This window comes from Streptomyces sp. NPDC056479 (assembly GCF_042795335.1).
Taxonomy (GTDB): domain Bacteria; phylum Actinomycetota; class Actinomycetes; order Streptomycetales; family Streptomycetaceae; genus Streptomyces.
Genome location: NZ_JBHTRZ010000007.1, coordinates 15379 through 30556, shown reverse-complemented (window position 1 = coordinate 30556; position 15178 = coordinate 15379). Strand labels below are relative to the sequence as shown.

Annotated in this window: 15 protein-coding genes; 11 read left to right on the top strand and 4 right to left on the bottom strand. The window is 70.8% G+C overall.

The genetic code is table 11. From position 1 onward, the window contains the following. Positions 1–21: 21 nt before the first annotated feature. Positions 22–1077, bottom strand: coding sequence for a Ku protein (locus tag ACFQ6S_RS26495; RefSeq protein WP_383414647.1), 1056 nt, complete (start codon positions 1075–1077; stop codon positions 22–24). 63 nt (positions 1078–1140) lie between these two features. Here ACFQ6S_RS26495 and ligD point away from each other — a divergent pair, with 63 nt between their 5' ends. Then, complete coding sequence (ligD, locus tag ACFQ6S_RS26490) at positions 1141–2022, top strand: non-homologous end-joining DNA ligase (protein WP_383414644.1); 882 nt, start codon at positions 1141–1143, stop codon at positions 2020–2022. Between the two features lie 43 nt (positions 2023–2065). On the opposite strand, the gene ACFQ6S_RS26485 is transcribed toward ligD, so the two are convergent. Next, on the bottom strand, positions 2066–2872 hold the full coding sequence (locus ACFQ6S_RS26485; protein WP_383414641.1) for a nuclease-related domain-containing protein: 807 nt from the start codon (positions 2870–2872) through the stop codon (positions 2066–2068). A 292-nt stretch (positions 2873–3164) separates the two neighbouring features. Here ACFQ6S_RS26485 and ACFQ6S_RS26480 point away from each other — a divergent pair, with 292 nt between their 5' ends. The 6 genes from ACFQ6S_RS26480 (at position 3165) to ACFQ6S_RS26455 (ending at position 9331) form a co-directional block, all read left to right on the top strand. Next, positions 3165–3671, top strand: coding sequence for a dual specificity protein phosphatase family protein (locus tag ACFQ6S_RS26480; protein ID WP_383414638.1), 507 nt, complete (start codon positions 3165–3167; stop codon positions 3669–3671). Between the two features lie 91 nt (positions 3672–3762). Beyond that, positions 3763–4536 carry a hypothetical protein gene (locus ACFQ6S_RS26475; protein WP_383414635.1) on the top strand — a complete coding sequence of 258 codons (774 nt, stop codon included), beginning with the start codon at positions 3763–3765 and terminating at the stop codon, positions 4534–4536. Then, positions 4533–5768, top strand: a complete 1236-nt coding sequence (locus ACFQ6S_RS26470; RefSeq protein WP_383414632.1) for an ATP-binding protein — start codon at positions 4533–4535, stop codon at positions 5766–5768. The genes ACFQ6S_RS26475 and ACFQ6S_RS26470 overlap by 4 nt, the downstream gene beginning before the upstream one ends. Before the next feature lie 85 nt (positions 5769–5853). Further along, on the top strand, positions 5854–7272 hold the full coding sequence (locus ACFQ6S_RS26465) for an FtsW/RodA/SpoVE family cell cycle protein (protein WP_383414629.1): 1419 nt from the start codon (positions 5854–5856) through the stop codon (positions 7270–7272). Then, on the top strand, positions 7269–8741 hold the full coding sequence (locus tag ACFQ6S_RS26460; RefSeq protein WP_383414627.1) for a penicillin-binding transpeptidase domain-containing protein: 1473 nt from the start codon (positions 7269–7271) through the stop codon (positions 8739–8741). The genes ACFQ6S_RS26465 and ACFQ6S_RS26460 overlap by 4 nt, the downstream gene beginning before the upstream one ends. A 71-nt stretch (positions 8742–8812) precedes the next feature. Then, a complete protein-coding gene (locus tag ACFQ6S_RS26455) occupies positions 8813–9331 on the top strand; it encodes a DUF3291 domain-containing protein (RefSeq protein WP_383414624.1) in 519 nt (172 codons plus the stop codon). Here the strand turns inward: ACFQ6S_RS26455 and ACFQ6S_RS26450 are convergent. Beyond that, a complete protein-coding gene (locus tag ACFQ6S_RS26450) occupies positions 9328–10434 on the bottom strand; it encodes a ferritin-like domain-containing protein (protein ID WP_383414622.1) in 1107 nt (368 codons plus the stop codon). The two genes, ACFQ6S_RS26455 and ACFQ6S_RS26450, sit on opposite strands and share 4 nt — an antisense overlap. 126 nt (positions 10435–10560) lie before the next feature. Between ACFQ6S_RS26450 and ACFQ6S_RS26445 the strand changes: the two genes are divergently transcribed. The 4 genes from ACFQ6S_RS26445 (at position 10561) to ACFQ6S_RS26430 (ending at position 14004) form a co-directional block, all read left to right on the top strand. Continuing rightward, positions 10561–11499 carry a diiron oxygenase gene (locus ACFQ6S_RS26445; RefSeq protein ID WP_383414619.1) on the top strand — a complete coding sequence of 313 codons (939 nt, stop codon included), beginning with the start codon at positions 10561–10563 and terminating at the stop codon, positions 11497–11499. 250 nt (positions 11500–11749) lie between these two features. Further along, complete coding sequence (locus ACFQ6S_RS26440; protein WP_383414617.1) at positions 11750–12412, top strand: TetR/AcrR family transcriptional regulator; 663 nt, start codon at positions 11750–11752, stop codon at positions 12410–12412. A 14-nt stretch (positions 12413–12426) separates the two neighbouring features. After that, positions 12427–12765, top strand: a complete 339-nt coding sequence (locus ACFQ6S_RS26435; protein ID WP_383414616.1) for a hypothetical protein — start codon at positions 12427–12429, stop codon at positions 12763–12765. Positions 12766–12867: 102 nt separating this feature from the next. Beyond that, positions 12868–14004 carry an NlpC/P60 family protein gene (locus ACFQ6S_RS26430; RefSeq protein ID WP_383414613.1) on the top strand — a complete coding sequence of 379 codons (1137 nt, stop codon included), beginning with the start codon at positions 12868–12870 and terminating at the stop codon, positions 14002–14004. On the opposite strand, the gene ACFQ6S_RS26425 is transcribed toward ACFQ6S_RS26430, so the two are convergent. After that, positions 13922–15175, bottom strand: a complete 1254-nt coding sequence (locus ACFQ6S_RS26425) for a styrene monooxygenase/indole monooxygenase family protein (RefSeq protein ID WP_383414610.1) — start codon at positions 15173–15175, stop codon at positions 13922–13924. The genes ACFQ6S_RS26430 and ACFQ6S_RS26425 overlap by 83 nt on opposite strands. Between the last annotated feature and the right edge of the window lie 3 nt (positions 15176–15178).

Genomic DNA, 15178 nt, shown 5'->3' with positions numbered 1-15178 from the left:
CAGGGCGCTCGCCGCCACCGGCTACGCGGTGCGCTTGCGTGAGCTGGTCTTCTTGGCCGTCGTTTTCGCCGTGGTCTTCTTCGCCGTGCTCTTCGCCGTGCTCTTGGCCGTCGTCTTCTTCGCGCCCTGGGCGGACTTCGACGTCGACTTCTTGGCCGAGGCCGTCGTCTTCTTGGCCGCCGTCTTCTTCGTGGCGGCCGTCGACTTCTTGCCCGCCGTCTGTTTCGGGGCCGCCCGGGCCGACTTGCGCTGGGGCAGGCGGTGGACCTCGGCCTCGTCCTTCGGCTGCTCGCCGCGCGACTCCTTGGCCGCCCGCACGCTGCTCTCCAGTGCCGCCATCAGGTCGAGGACCTTGCCGGCCCGGGCGGGTTCGGGTGCCTCGGGCGGGGCCTCGCCGGCGGCCTTCGCGGCGACGACCTCCTCCAGGGCCTCGCGGTATTCGTCGTGCAGCTCTTCGAGTTCGATCTCGCCGAGGGTGTCCATCAGGGCGTCCGCGAGGTCCAGCTCCTTGTCGTTCACGGTGACGTTCGTGTCCGGCGCGACCCCCTCGGGCGCCCGGACCTCGTCCGGCCACAGCAGCCCGTGCATGGCGATGGCGTCCTCGACCACCCGCAGCATGCCGAGCCGCTCACGGCCCCGCAGCGCGAACTTCGCGATCGCCACCTTCTGGCTGCGCTTCAGCGCCTCCCGCAGCAAGGTGTACGGCTTGGCCGCGGGCGCCCCGCCCGCCGCGAGGTAGTACGCGCTGTCCATCTGGAGCGGGTCGATCCGGTCGACCGGCACGAAGGCCACGATCTCGATCGTCTTCGCGGTCGGCAGCGGCAGATGGGACAGGTCCTCGTCCGTGATCGGGATGATCGTGCCGTCGGCGTCCTCGTACCCCTTGCCGATCTCCGCCTGGGTGACCTCACGGTCCTCCAGCTCGCAGACCTTGCGGTAGCGGATACGGCCGCCGTCCTCCGTGTGGATCTGCCGGAAGGCGATCGAGCGGTTCTCGGTGGCGTTCACCAGCTTGATCGGGATGCTGACCAGGCCGAACGAGATGGCGCCGTTCCAAATGGATCGCACGTGCAGCACCCTTTCGATCGGCCTGGTGATATTCGCCCGGACATTCACCCTAATATCTGGAATTCTCATCGTATGACGCCGATCACAGAGGTGGAGGGGCGACGGCTCGCGCTCAGCAATCTGGAGAAGGTGCTGTATCCGGCGACCGGCTTCACCAAGGGTGAGGTGCTGCATTACTACGCCACCACCGCCGATGCGCTCTTGCCTCATCTGCGGGATCGGCCGGTGTCCTTCCTGCGCTATCCCGACGGGCCGGACGGCCAGGTGTTCTTCACCAAGAACGTGCCGCCGGGCACCCCCGACTGGGTCACCACCGCCGAGGTGCCCCGTGTGGAGGGGCCGGCCCGGATGGTGTTCGTGCAGGACCTCGCGAGCCTGATGTGGGCCGCCAACCTCGTCACCGAGTTCCATACGCCCCAGTGGGTGATCGGCGCGCCCGGCGAGGCCGACCGGCTGGTCTTCGACCTCGACCCCGGCCCGCCCGCCACGGTGGTCGAGTGCTGCGAGGTCGCCCTCTGGCTGCGGGAGCGGCTGGCCGCCGACGGCATCGAGGCGTACGCGAAGACCTCCGGCTCCAAGGGTCTCCATCTCGCCGCGGCGATCCGGCCGGCCTCCTCCGAGCGGGCCACGGAGTACGCGAAGGAACTCGCCGTGGAGGCCGAGAAGGCCATGCCCCGGCTGGCGATCCACCGGATGACCAAGAGCCTCAGGCCCGGAAAGGTCTTCGTCGACTGGAGCCAGAACGCCGCCCGCAAGACGACGGCCACCCCCTACACCCTGCGCGCCCGCCCCGAACCGACGGTGTCCGCCCCGGTCGGCTGGGATGAGGTGGAGGACTGCCGCTCCCCCGCCGCCCTGACCCTCCTTGCCCCTGATCTGGCGCCACGCCTGCAGGACTACGGCGACCTGCTGGCTCCGCTGCTGGACGCGGACCGCGCGACCGAGCTGCCCTGACCGGGGCCTTCCCGTGCCGGACCGTCACCCCGGCCGACACCGCTCAGCCGGCGCCGGCCCACACCCCCCGGTCCCGGGCCATCGCGTGCAGCGCCTCCACATCCGCCGGCTTCAGCACCCCGCCCGTCCGGGCCAGCCCCTCCACCTCCGTGTCCCGCACCACCCGCACCTCACGCACCGACCCGGTGATCGTCACATCGGCCGGGGCGACCAGGGCGAGGACTGGACGGACCTCTGCGGTCAGGGCGTAGGAGGCACGGTCGGCGTCGGCGCGGACGCGGCGCAGCAGCGGGGAGGAGTCCCGGCGACCCAGGGAGACCGTGGGGTCGGCGATGGTCACCCTCTGCTTACGGGCGTACAGGGAGTACAGCGCGAACAGCCCGCCCGGCCCGATCGCCAGATGGTGGATACGGTCCCCGCCGGGCAGCGGCACGGAGTGCAGCGTGTGCCAGCCGGCGCGGTCCAGCCGGTCCAGCGCCTCCCCGACCGTCTGCTCCGCCGTCAGTGCGCGACGGCGCGGGTCGGGCCGCAGCCGGTGCGCGGGTCCCGGATCCCGGTCCAGGTCGATCAGAAGCGCCTCGCCGGGACGGTTGGGCGCCAGGTCGTCGTCCGGATGGAGGGTCAGCCGGGCCAGCTCGGCAGGGGTGGGCACCGGGGGCGGGCCCACCGTCACCGTGCCGGTGATGAAGGGGCCGAGCGCCTCCAGGACGTCCTCCCTGCGCTCGTCGCTGAGCAGGTTGACCCGGCCCGCCTCACGGTCGTACCAGGCGAGATTCCGCCCGTCGGTGTGGCAGACGTAGAGCCGTTCCTGGCCGTGCCGCCAGGTCGGTATGACGCGCAGTCCGTTCATGCACCATCACCCCATGACCATGGGAACAGGCGGGGTGCTGCGGGGGCAAGAACCCGGTTACCTTTGAGAGGAGTTGGGCAGCCCCCCCGCTAGGGCCTGTTCTGAGTGTCCCCGTCGTCCGTGCGGAGCACGGGCGCAGCGGCGTTCGGTGCGTGCCCTCGGCGTGCGGCGTCTCTGGTCATGTGGCGGAGCCACCTGTCCAGGGGCGGCGTGCGCCGAGGGTGCGTGCCGGGCGTCGGGGCGCAGGCGGGGACACTCAGAACAGGCCCTAGGGGTGGTTGGGGAGGCGCCGTTGCGTACCCGCAGGAAGCAACCCGACGTACCTGCTCCGGACAGCCCGTGGAGCGAGATCGTGCCCGGCCTGTGGATGGGCGGGCACGAATTCCGGGGGCGCTCGGGGCAACTGGAGTTCGCCGTCGTACGGGACGAGTTCGATCTCGTGCAGACGCTGCTGCGGCTGCCCGGACACGGACCCGATTCCGGTGTCGAGCACCATGTCTGGCCGATCCCCGACGGACCGCTGGACGGCACCCAGCTCGCGGGGGTGATACGGCTGGCGGAGGCCGCGTGCGAGGCGCTGGACGAGGGCCACAGGGTCCTCGTCCGCTGTTATCACGGGTACAACCGCTCGGGTCTCGTCGTCGCCCACGCCCTGGTCCGCCGGAGCCACTCCGCCGAGCAGGCGATCCGGCTGATACGCTCCCGCCGCTCTCCGTGGGCCCTGCACAACGAGCTGTTCGTCGACTACCTCCGGGCCGGCCTGTCCACCGCCCGGCTGCTCGAGGAGCTCGCCGAGTAGCCCGTCGCCCGTCCGCCCACCGGGTGCGCAAAAAGGACTTCCGTACGAATAGTGTGTACGGGCCGACCACCACCCGAGCCCCAGGAGAACCGTGCCTCCCAGCCGCCTCACGCGCGCCGCCGCGCTCAGTGCCCTTGTCGCACTGCTGCTGTCGGCCGCGACGGCCTGCGGGGATGCCGGGGGCCTCCAGGGCGCGGGTCCGACCGAGACCGCGGTCAGCCCGGACAAGCTCTGGCCGAAGCTGACGCCGGCGTCCCGGCCCGCCTATGAGATCGGCGAGGTGAACCGGGAGGTCGTGAAGGGCGTCGCGGCTCCCGGCGGCGACATCCGCGACGTGAACCCGGTGGTGGTCGTACGCAGGGAGATGGCCAAGAGCCGGGGGGACTACGAGGGCAAGGACGCGCAGTACCGCGAGACCGGGCGCCTGATGACCCACTGCTCCGCCGGCGCCGGACACGGGCAGTGCCCGGTGCTGCGGCCGTACTACCGGGATCTGACCGGTGACGGGCGCCCCGAGCTCACGCTCGGCTTCCGGCTGATGCCCGGCAAGACGACCGCGGTGCGGGTCTACACCGTCGAGAAGAACCGGCTCGTGCAGGTGATGAGCTGGGACGACGCCATCAGCGGCGTGGAACTGGCCGGGCGGTCGGTGATCATACGCTCGCCGTCCGAGGTCGCCGGGTACGAGTACCGGCTGCAGTGGACCTGGGACGCCGACCAGAAGGCGATGCTGCTCACGCACGACGAGATGCTGCGCACCGGGGGGCGCAAGACGACACCGCACCCCTCGCCCTCTTCCTCGCCCTCTTCTTCGCCCTCCTCCTCGCCCTCCTCCTCCCCCTCGGCCTCGGCGAGCACGCCATGAGGCTCGCGCTCCCCCAGTGGGCCGGCACGCTGGCCGTGAAGGCCGCCGTCTTCATCACGGTGATGTGCTGCGCGCTCGCCGCGCTGCTCGGCATCCTCGTGCATGTCTCGGTGACCAACCAGACCGTCGGCCAGGCCCGCGATCTCGCGCTGTCCCGGCTGGAGGACGCGACGGCGGCGTTCGAGGCCGGGGACCCCCTGGGACACGGCGTCGGCCTCGACCCGCCGGAGCTGCCCGAGTCGCTGCGGGAGGTCGCGGTGGCCGGGGAACGCGGCACGATGGTCGCCGACCACCACGGCCGCCCCACGATGTGGGCGGCGGGCCCCGCCGACGGCGAGCGCGCGCTCGCGGTCGAGGTGGACTACTCGCAGCAGGCCCGCACCATCGACGGGCTCGACCGGGCGATCGTGTGGTCGTCGGGCCTCGCGATCGGGGTGACGGTACTGGTGGGCGCGTTCGCGGTGACCCGGGTGACGCGGCGGCTGCACGCCACGGCCCGGGTGGCGCGGCGGATCAGCGGCGGCGACCTGGACGCACGGGTGGACGACCCCCGCACGAAGGACTCCACCCGGCCGCCGGACGAGGTGGCCGCCGTCGCCGCGGCACTCGACTCGATGGCGTCGTCGCTGCAGGGCAAGCTGCTCGCCGAGCAGCGCTTCACGGCGGACGTGGCGCACGAACTGCGCACACCGCTCACCGGGCTGCACGCCGCGGCCGAGCTGCTTCCGCACGGGCGGCCGACGGAGCTGGTGCAGGACCGGGTGGCCGCGTTGCGCACGCTGACCGAGGATCTGCTGGAGATCTCGCGGCTGGACAGCGGGCGCGAGCGCTCGGAGCCGGACGGTGAGCCGCTCGGGGCGTTGGCCGAGCGGGTGGTGCGGGCGTCCGGGACCGGGACCGAGGTCGTGGTCCTGCGGGACCTGGTCGTGGAGACGGACCGGCGACGGCTGGAGCGGGTGCTGGGAAATCTGGTGGCCAACGCGCACAAGCACGGGCGCGGGCCGGTGTCCTTGACCGTGGACGGGCCGGTGGTCACCGTGCGGGACCACGGTGACGGCTATCCGGAGTACCTCGTCGCGCACGGCCCGCAGCGCTTCCGCACCGAGTCCGGGGCGAAGGGGCACGGGCTGGGGCTGACCATCGCGTTGGGGCAGGCCGAGGTGCTGGGGGCGCGGTTGACGTTCTCGAACGCCGTGGACGGCGGCGCCGTGGCGCAACTGACCCTTCGATAGAACAGACCCCGAGGGCGGAGCGGCACGCCGCGCACCTGCTGAGCCGTTAGGCACACAAGACTGACTATTTGGGTAAGTTCCGGACATGACCAAGGCCGGAACCAACCTGGTGACAGCGGACGCCCCCGCTCCCGCCGTACCGCTCCCCCGGCGCCGTGGCATCGAACTGGCCCTCATCGTCGTGGCCGTCCTGCTCTCCGTGTACGGCTACTGCGCGGTCGGCCTCGCCAGGACCGGCACCGTCCCGCCCGGCGCCGCCGGCTACGGCGCCGGGCTCGGCGTCCTCGCGTTGGTCGCCCATCTGGCGGTGCGTCTGCGCGCCCCCTGCGCCGACCCCCTGCTGCTGCCGATCGGCGTGCTGCTCAACGGCCTCGGCCTGGTCCTGATCTACCGGCTCGACCTGGAGACCCCGGGCGACCGGGCGGCGCCCACCCAACTCGTGTGGTCCACGCTGGGGGTGGCCCTGTTCATCGTGGTCGTCCTCCTCCTGCGCGACCACCGCGTGCTCCAGCGCTACTCCTACGTCTGTGTGGTCGCCGCACTCGTCCTCCTCACCCTCCCGATCTTCTTCCCGTCCGTGAACGGCGCCCGCATCTGGATCCGGATCGCCGGATTCTCCATCCAGCCCGGCGAGTTCGCGAAGGTGCTGCTCGCGGTGTTCTTCGCGGCGTATCTGGCCGCCAACCGCAGCGCGCTGGCGTACACGGGCCGACGGGTCTTCGGCAGCGAGCGGCTGCAGTTGCCCACCGGGCGCGTCCTCGGCCCGATCGTCGCCATCTGGCTGCTGAGCGTCGGCGTCCTCATCCTCGAACGCGACCTCGGCACCTCGCTCCTCTTCTTCGGCCTGTTCGTGGTCCTGCTCTACGTCGCCACCGGCCGCACCGGCTGGATCGCCGTCGGTCTGCTGCTCGCGGCGCTCGGCGCCGTGGCCGTGGGGGAGCTGGAGCCGCATGTGCACGGCAGGGTCGAGGACTGGCAGCATCCGTTCGCCTCCATCGAGGCGGGCGAGGGCCCGAACCAGCTGTCCCAGTCGCTGTTCGCCTTCGCGGCGGGCGGCACGCTCGGCACGGGACTGGGCCTCGGCCACTCCATCCTGATCGGCTTCGCGGCCAAGTCGGACTTCATCCTGGCGACGGCGGGCGAGGAGCTGGGCCTGGCGGGCCTGTCCGCCATCTTCCTGCTCTACGGCCTGCTGGTGGAGCGCGGCTACCGGGCCGGCCTCGCGCTGCGCGACCCCTTCGGCCGGCTGCTCGCGGTCGGGCTCGCCTCGATCGTGGCGCTCCAGGTGTTCGTGATCGCGGGCGGGGTGACGGGCCTGATCCCGCTGACCGGCATGGCGATGCCGTTCCTGGCCCAGGGCGGCTCGTCGGTCGTCACCAACTGGGCGATCGTGGCGCTGCTGATCCGGGTGAGCGACAAGGCGCGCAGCCGGCTAGGCGTCCCCAAGAGCGAGGAGGCCGCCCGGATGACGGGATCCGACGACCGCGCGGAGAGCGTCCGATGACCCGGCACATCCGGCACGCCGCCTTCTTCTGCGCCCTGCTGCTGGTCGCGCTGCTCGTCAACGCCACCCGCATCCAGGTCTTCGAGGCCCCGGCCTACGACGACAACATCGCCAACCGCCGCACCACCATCGCCCGTTACGGACAGCCGCGCGGCGACATCGTGGTCGACGGCGAGCCGGTCACCGGATCCCACGACACCGGCGAGCACCTCCGCTACGAACGGACGTACACGAACGGCCCGATGTACGCCCCCGTCACCGGCTTCGCCTCGCAGGAGTACGGCACCACGCTCCTGGAGCACTCGCAGGACGGCGTCCTCGCCGGTACGGACCCGCTGCTCTCCCCGTTCCCGTGGAGCGGAGCCACCCGCGACCTGTACCCCGGCGGCGACGTCGTCACCACACTGCGCAAGGCCGCGCAGGAGGCGGCGTACGAGGGGCTGGACGGCCGCAAGGGCGCGGTGGCGGCGATCGAACCGTCGACGGGACGGATCCTGGCCCTGGTCTCCGCACCCTCGTACGACCCGTCCGCCCTGTCCGGGAACGGCGCCTCGGTGAGCAGGTCCTGGTCGTCGCTGAACCGGGACGCGGACAAGCCGATGCTCAACCGGGCGGTGCGCAAGACGTATCCGCCGGGGTCGACCTTCAAGGTGGTGACGGCGGCCGCGGCGCTGGACGCGGGTGTGGTCGAGGACCTGGACGAGCCGACCGACTCCCCGGACCCGTACACCCTGCCGGGCACCAGGACCAAGCTGACCAACGAGTCCGAGGGCTGCGAGGACGTTCCGCTGCGGAAGGCGTTCGAGTGGTCGTGCAACACGGTGTTCGCACGGCTGGGGGTCAGGGTCGGGGTGGACCGGATGGCGTCGGCGGCGGGCGCATTCGGCTTCAACGACGCGAAGCTGAAGATCCCGTTCTCGGTCGCGGAGTCCACCTTCGACACGAAGGTGGACAAGGGGCAGCTGGCCCTGTCGTCGATCGGGCAGTACAACACCCGCGCCACCCCGCTGCAGATGGCGATGGTCGCGGCGGCCGTGGCGAACGGCGGCCAGGTCCGCTCGCCGTATCTGGTGGAGCGCACGACCCGCGCGAGCGGCGCCACGGTCTCGACGGGCGGGTCGCGCCCCGTCCGGCAGGCGATGCGGCCGTCGACCGCGAGGCTCATGAAGGAAATGATGGTGGACGTGGTGCGAGAGGGCACCGCCACCAACGCCTGGATCCCGGGTGCGACGGTCGGCGGCAAGACCGGCACGGCCCAGCACGGCCTCGGCAACTCCGGAACCCCGTACGCCTGGTTCGTCTCCTGGGCGAAGGGCGACCGTGACCTGGAGCCCAAGGTCGCGGTCGCGGTGGTGGTGGAGGACGCGGACGCGGACCGGGGCGAGATCAGCGGGGGCGGCGACGCGGCGCCGATCGCGCGGGCGGTGATGGAGGCGGTGCTGAAGTCACGGGCACCCGGGGACAGTTGACGCGGGCGACCATGCCCACCCACTGAGACACCCGCTGCGCCCGGCGGCCCGACCGACCTATCGTTCGGTTCATGACGACATCAGCCGCACCGGAAGCCGCCTTCGAGCTCGCCCAGGTCAACATCGCCCGCCTCAAGGCCCCGCTGGACTCCCCGCAGTTGAAGGACTTCGTCGACAACCTCGACCCGGTGAACGCCGACGCGGAGGCCGCCGACGGCTTCGTCTGGCGGCTGAAGGGCGACGCCGGCGACGCGACGGACGTGAGCGTCTTCGGGGACGAGTGGCTGATCATCAACCTGACGATGTGGCGCGACACCAACGCCCTGACCGCGTACATGTACCAGGGCCGCCACCGCGAGATGCTGGCCCGCCGCCGCGAGTGGTTCGAGCGCGTGCAGGAGGCGATGACGGCCCTGTGGTGGGTCCCGGCGGGCCACCGCCCCACGGTCGCGGAGGCGGAGTCCCGCCTCCTCCACCTCCGCACCAACGGCCCGACCCCCTACGCCTTCACCCTGCGCACGTCGTTCCCGCCACGGGGCGCCGAGCCGGTGCTCGGCGAGGTGCCGGACGGACTGGGCTGCTCGGTCTAACCCTCGGCGCCGGCCTCGATCGCGTCCTGGACCTCGGCCACCCGATCCCGCTCCTCCACCGCGAAGCGCTCGGCGTCGAGCTTCTCGGCGATCTCCTCGTCCTGCGCCATCAGCAGATCCAGATTGGAGTCGCCCATTTCCAGGACCCCCATGTCGACATAGGCCTGCTGAAGGCGCTTGCCCCACAGCCCGATGTCCTTCACACAGGGGACGATGCGCGAGAAGAGCAACCGGCGGAACAGCTGGAGAAATTCGGACCGCTCGCTGAGCTCCTCCGCCTCGGTCTTCGGAATGCCGAAGTTCTCCAGGACCTCGACCCCCCGCAGCCGGTCCCGCATCAAATAGCAGCCCTCGATGACGAATTCCTCGCGCTCGCGGAGTTCGGCATCGGTCAGCTGCTTGTAGTAGTCCCGCAGCGCCATTCGCCCGAAGGCCACGTGCCGCGCCTCGTCCTGCATCACATAGGCCAGGATCTGCTGGGGCAGCGGCTTGGTGGTGGTGTCCCGGATCATGCCGAAGGCGGCCAGCGCGAGACCCTCGATCAGCACCTGCATCCCGAGGTAGGGCATGTCCCAGCGGCTGTCCCGCAGCGTGTCGCCCAACAGCGCCTGGAGATTGTCGTTGATCGGATAGACCATCCCGATCTTCTCGTGCAGAAAACGCCCGTAGATCTCGGCGTGCCGCGCCTCGTCCATCGTCTGCGTCGCCGAATAGAACTTCGCGTCCATGTCCGGCACCGACTCCACGATGCGGGCGGCACAGATCATCGCGCCCTGCTCGCCATGCAGAAACTGACTGAACTGCCAGGACGCATAGTGCTTCCGCAGCTCACCCTTCTCCCGCTCGCTCATCTTCGCCCAGTACGGCGTCCCGTAGAGCGCCATCGCCTCCTCCGGCGTACCGAGCGAGTCGAACGGATCGACCTCCAGGTCCCAGTCGATCCTGCGCTGCCCGTCCCACTGCTTGTCCTTGCCCTTCTGATACAGGGCCAGAAGCCGTTCGCGCCCGTCGTCGTACTCCCAGCCGAAGCGTGCCGCGCCGGCCGCCGGCACCTGCCAGAGAGGTTCTCCCGGATCGTTGGTGTACAGGTCGTATGTCGGCATGCTCCGCAGGCTCACACGGGGTAGACGCGGGGTCAACAAGTACTGCGCAAGGGATTGACGACCTTGCTGACAGGCAGTCTCATAAGACGCGGACGACGTACCCCCGGTAACAGAGGTGAGCGACCGATGACGACCCTGACGGAAGCCGACGCGCTGGACGGGCTGCGCGACGCACTCGGCCTGCTCAAGGACCGCGAACAGGTGGCCGAACGCCTCCTGGCCTCCTCAGCCAAGCACTCCTTCGACCCCGACAAGGAGCTGGACTGGGACGCCCCCTTCGAGGAGGGCAAGTGGTTCTGGCCCCCGGAGCTGGTCTCGCTCTACGACACCCCGCTCTGGAAGCGGATGAGCGAGGAACAGCGCATCCTCCTCTCCCAGCACGAGTCGGCGGCCCTGGCCTCCCTCGGCATCTGGTTCGAGATCATCCTCATGCAGCTCCTGGTCCGCCACATCTACGACAAGGCAGCCACGAGCGCCCACGTCCGCTACGCCCTCACCGAGATCGAGGACGAGTGCCGCCACTCCAAGATGTTCGCCCGTCTCATCTCCCAGGGCGGCACTCCGTGGTACCCCGTCAGCCGCGCCCACCAGAACCTGGGCCGCCTCTTCAAGACCATCTCCACCACCCCCGGCTCCTTCACCGCCACGCTCCTCGGTGAGGAGGTCCTCGACTGGATGCAGCGCCTGACCTTCCCCGACGAGCGCGTACAGCCCCTCATCCGCGGCGTCACCCGCATCCACGTGGTCGAGGAGGCCCGCCACGTCCGCTACGCCCGCGAGGAACTCCGCCGCCAGATGGTGACGGCCCCGAAGTGGTCCCAGGAATTCACCCGCGTCACCTCAGGCGAGTTCGCCCGCGTCTTCTCCGTGGCCTTCGTCAACCCCGAGGTCTACGAGAACATAGGCCTGGACAGGCGAGAGGCCATGGCCCAGGTCAAGGCCAGCGGCCACCGCCGCGAGGTCATGCAGACAGGCGCCAAGCGCCTGACCGACTTCCTGGACGACATAGGCGTACTGCGCGGAGTCGGCCGCCGCCTGTGGAGGTCGTCCGGCCTGCTGGCATAAAACGCGCACCCCCACGCACCGCGAGCCGCGTACGGCGCGAAGGGGCCGTGCCGGGGGGTGTCCGCCCGCAGCGGCGGGCGTCAACGCAGCGCACCTTTCCAAGTCACGGCAACCGCCCGACCGAGGACGGACACCCCCCGGCACGGCCCCGACCCCCAAACCACCCGCAGGCGCTGCACAAGCCCCCACCGAACCCGCACAGGCCGCCGCAGGCATCCCGCCCCACCACCGGAGGTCTACGCTGCTGGTCATGACGCCCTCGACCCCCACCCCCGCCTACCGCCGCCTGAGCGTCGAGGAGCGCCGCACCCAACTCCTCGACGCCGCCCTCACCCTCTTCGCCCACCGCACCCCCGAGGACGTCTCCCTGGACGACGTGGCAGAAGCGGCAGGCGTCTCACGCCCCCTCGTCTACCGCTACTTCCCCGGCGGCAAGCAGCAGCTCTACGAGGCCGCCCTGCGCTCGGCCGCGGAAGAACTCGAGCAGTGCTTCGACGAACCCCACGACGGCCCCCTCCTCCAGCGCCTGGCCCACGCCCTCGACCGCTACCTCGCCTTCGTCGACGAGCACGACACCGGCTTCAGCGCCCTGCTCCAGGGCGGCAGCGTCGTGGAGACCTCCCGCACCACCGCCATAGTGGACGGCGTACGCCGAGCCGCGGCCGAGCACATCCTCAGCCACCTGGAGGTCCCCGACCCCGGCCTCCGTCTCCGTATGACCGTACGGATGTGGATCACCGCGGTCGAGGCGGCCTCCCTCATCTGGCTGGACGAGGGCAAGCAGCCACCCGTGGCGGAACTGCGGGACTGGCTGGTCGAACAGTTCGGCGCCGCTCTCGCCGTCACGGCGGCCCGAGATGCCCAGACGGCCGAGCTGGCCGAGCGGCTGGCCGCCGGCCGGCCGCCGGGATGACCGACACTGGTGCCGTGAAGAGCGAAGACACCCCGTTCGAGGGCGGCCCCATGGACGGCCGCGTACTCCCCGTCCTGCTGGGCATCACCGGCCACCCGCCCAAGACGTACCGCATCCCGGTGCCCGACCCGCAGGGCGGCCCGCCCACGGTCGTCGTCTACCGCCGCGTACCACGCAAACAGGGTGCCCGCCCGGGACTCACGCAACGCTGGAAGTACGAGTACGCCCCTGAGGGCGAGCCGAGCCGCCGCCTGAACTGGCCCTGGTCCAAGCCCGACGCCAAGCCCGACACCACGCCCGACACCACACCGGACGCCACGCCGCCCGGCAAGCCGCACGACCCGGACGAGTGACCGCACTGCGCCGAACCGCGCACACCCACCGCGCGAACCCGGCGCCGTCGTCCGATGCTCTCGGTGCGGAGCAGAGAGCCTCTCCGCACCGGAGGTGATGACGTGTCAGGACGGCTTCTGCGTCTGGCGTGTACGGCGGCGGCGACGGCCGCGGCCACCACCGCCACGCTCCTCGCGCCGGCCGCCCCCGCGACGGCGGCCCCCGCGCCCCCCGAACCGCAAACCCGCTCCACCACCGATCTCCTGACAGACCTTCAGCGCCTGTACCGGGAAACCGAACAGGCCACGGAGACCTACAACGCCACCGAGGAAGAGCTCAAGAAGCAGCGCACCGAGGTGACCCGCCTGGACGCCGCCCTGTCCCGCGCCCGTCTCTCGCTGCACGACAGCCGGGGCGCCGCCGGCCGCCTGGCCCGCCAGCAGTACCAGAACACGACCGACATCTCGCCGTACGTCCGGCTGCTCCTGGCCCAGGACCCCCAGCACGCCCTCGACCAGGGCCATGTCATCGCCCGGCTGGCCCGCGAGCGCGCCGAGACGGTCGGCCGGCTGACCGGCACCGAACACAAGGCCGCGGAGCTGGCCCGCAAGGCCCGCACGGCTCTCGACGCGCAACTCGCCCTCGCCGAACGCCAGAAGAAGAACAGGGACGCCGTACACGAGCGTCTGAAGAAGGTGGAGGAACTCCTGGCCTCCCTCACCGCCGAACAGCTCACCGCGCTGGCCGAACTGGAGGAGAAGGACACCGCCAAGGCCCAGCGGGACTTCCTCGCGTCGGGCGCCCTCACCAAGGACGACCACAAGCCGTCCCGCGAGAGCGCCCGGGCGATCCGCTACGCCGAGCGGCAGCTCGGCAAGCCGTACAAGTGGGGCGCGGAAGGCCCCAAGTCCTACGACTGCTCGGGCCTGACGTCCGAGGCCTGGGCCCACGCGGGAACCCGCATCCCCCGCACGAGCCAGGAGCAGTGGGAGCAGCTCGACCGCATCCCGCTGACGGAACTGCGCCCCGGCGACCTGGTCATCTATTTCCCGGACGCCACCCACGTGGCCATGTACCTGGGCAAGGGCAAGGTGGTCCAGGCACCGCGCACCGGCGACAAGATCAAGGTCTCCCCGATCGCCTCGAACCCGGTACTGGGAGCCGTACGCCCCCGCATCAAGCCCCGGAAACCTCGGCAAGATACGCCCCGGTCTTCTCCGGGTCATAGAAGAAGTTCTCGAAGTCAGCCGGATCATTGAAGCCGTTGGCGAACCGATCGGCCGCCGGCTGCAGCTGCCCGGCCGCGCCGATGAGATTGAGGATGTGCTCCGGCGGCGGCGCCAGCATGGCGTTCGTCCACTTGGTGACGTGCTGCGCGGTGGCCCAGTACCGGTCGAAGGTGGCGCGCATCCAGGCCTCGTCGAACTCCTTGTCCCCGTGTTCGAGGATCGAGGCGAGATAGGCGGCGGCGCACTTGGACGCGGAGTTGGAGCCCTGTCCGGTGATGGGGTCGTTGGCCACGACGACGTCCGCCACGCCCAGCACGAGTCCGCCGCCGGGAAGCCGCCCGATGGGGTTGCGCACCGTCGGCGCGTACCGCCCGCTCAGCACACCGCCCGCGTCCGTGAGCTCGGCCTTGGTCGCGCGCGCGTGCTCCCAGGGTGTGTACCGCTCCATGAGTTCCAGGGTCAGGGAGAGGTGTTCGGCCGGGTCCTTCACTCCGTGGAAGGCGTCGAGCGGGCCGCCGGGTATGCCCTCCCAGAAGAGGATGTCCGCGCGTCCGGAGGTCGTCAGGGTGGGCATAACGAACAGCTCACCGACACCGGGGACGAGGTTGCAGCGGACGGCCTCGGTGTCCGGGTGCTCCGGGCGCGGGCCGAGGCCGTGGACGTACGACACGGCCAGCGCCCGCTGCGGCTCGCTGTACGGGGAGCGCTCCGGGTCCCGGCCGAACATCTGGACCAGCTCGCCCTTGCCCGCCGACACCATGACCAGGTCGTACGTACGGGCGAAGTAGTCGAGGTCGCCGACCGCCGCGCCGTGTATGACCAGTTGTCCGCCGCGCTGGGCGAACGTCTCCATCCAGCCGGCCATCTTCACCCGCTGGTCGACGGACTGGGCGAAACCGTCGAGGTGCCCCAGCCAGTCGATCGCGCGCGCCGCGGGCCCCTCGCCCCAGGAGCCGGGGGCCGCCACCGAGACGCCGAGTCCTTCGATCTTCGGGGCCTGGGACTCCCAGAAGTTCAGCTGGAGATCGCGCTCGTGCTGCAGTGCCGTGTGGAACATGCACTGGGTGGACATGACCCGGCCGGAGCGGATCTCGTCCGCCGTCCGGTTGGACATCAGGGTGACCTCGTACCCGTTCGACTGGAGTCCGAGGGCGAGCTGGAGTCCGGACTGGCCGGCTCCGACGACGAGTATCTTCCGCATCCG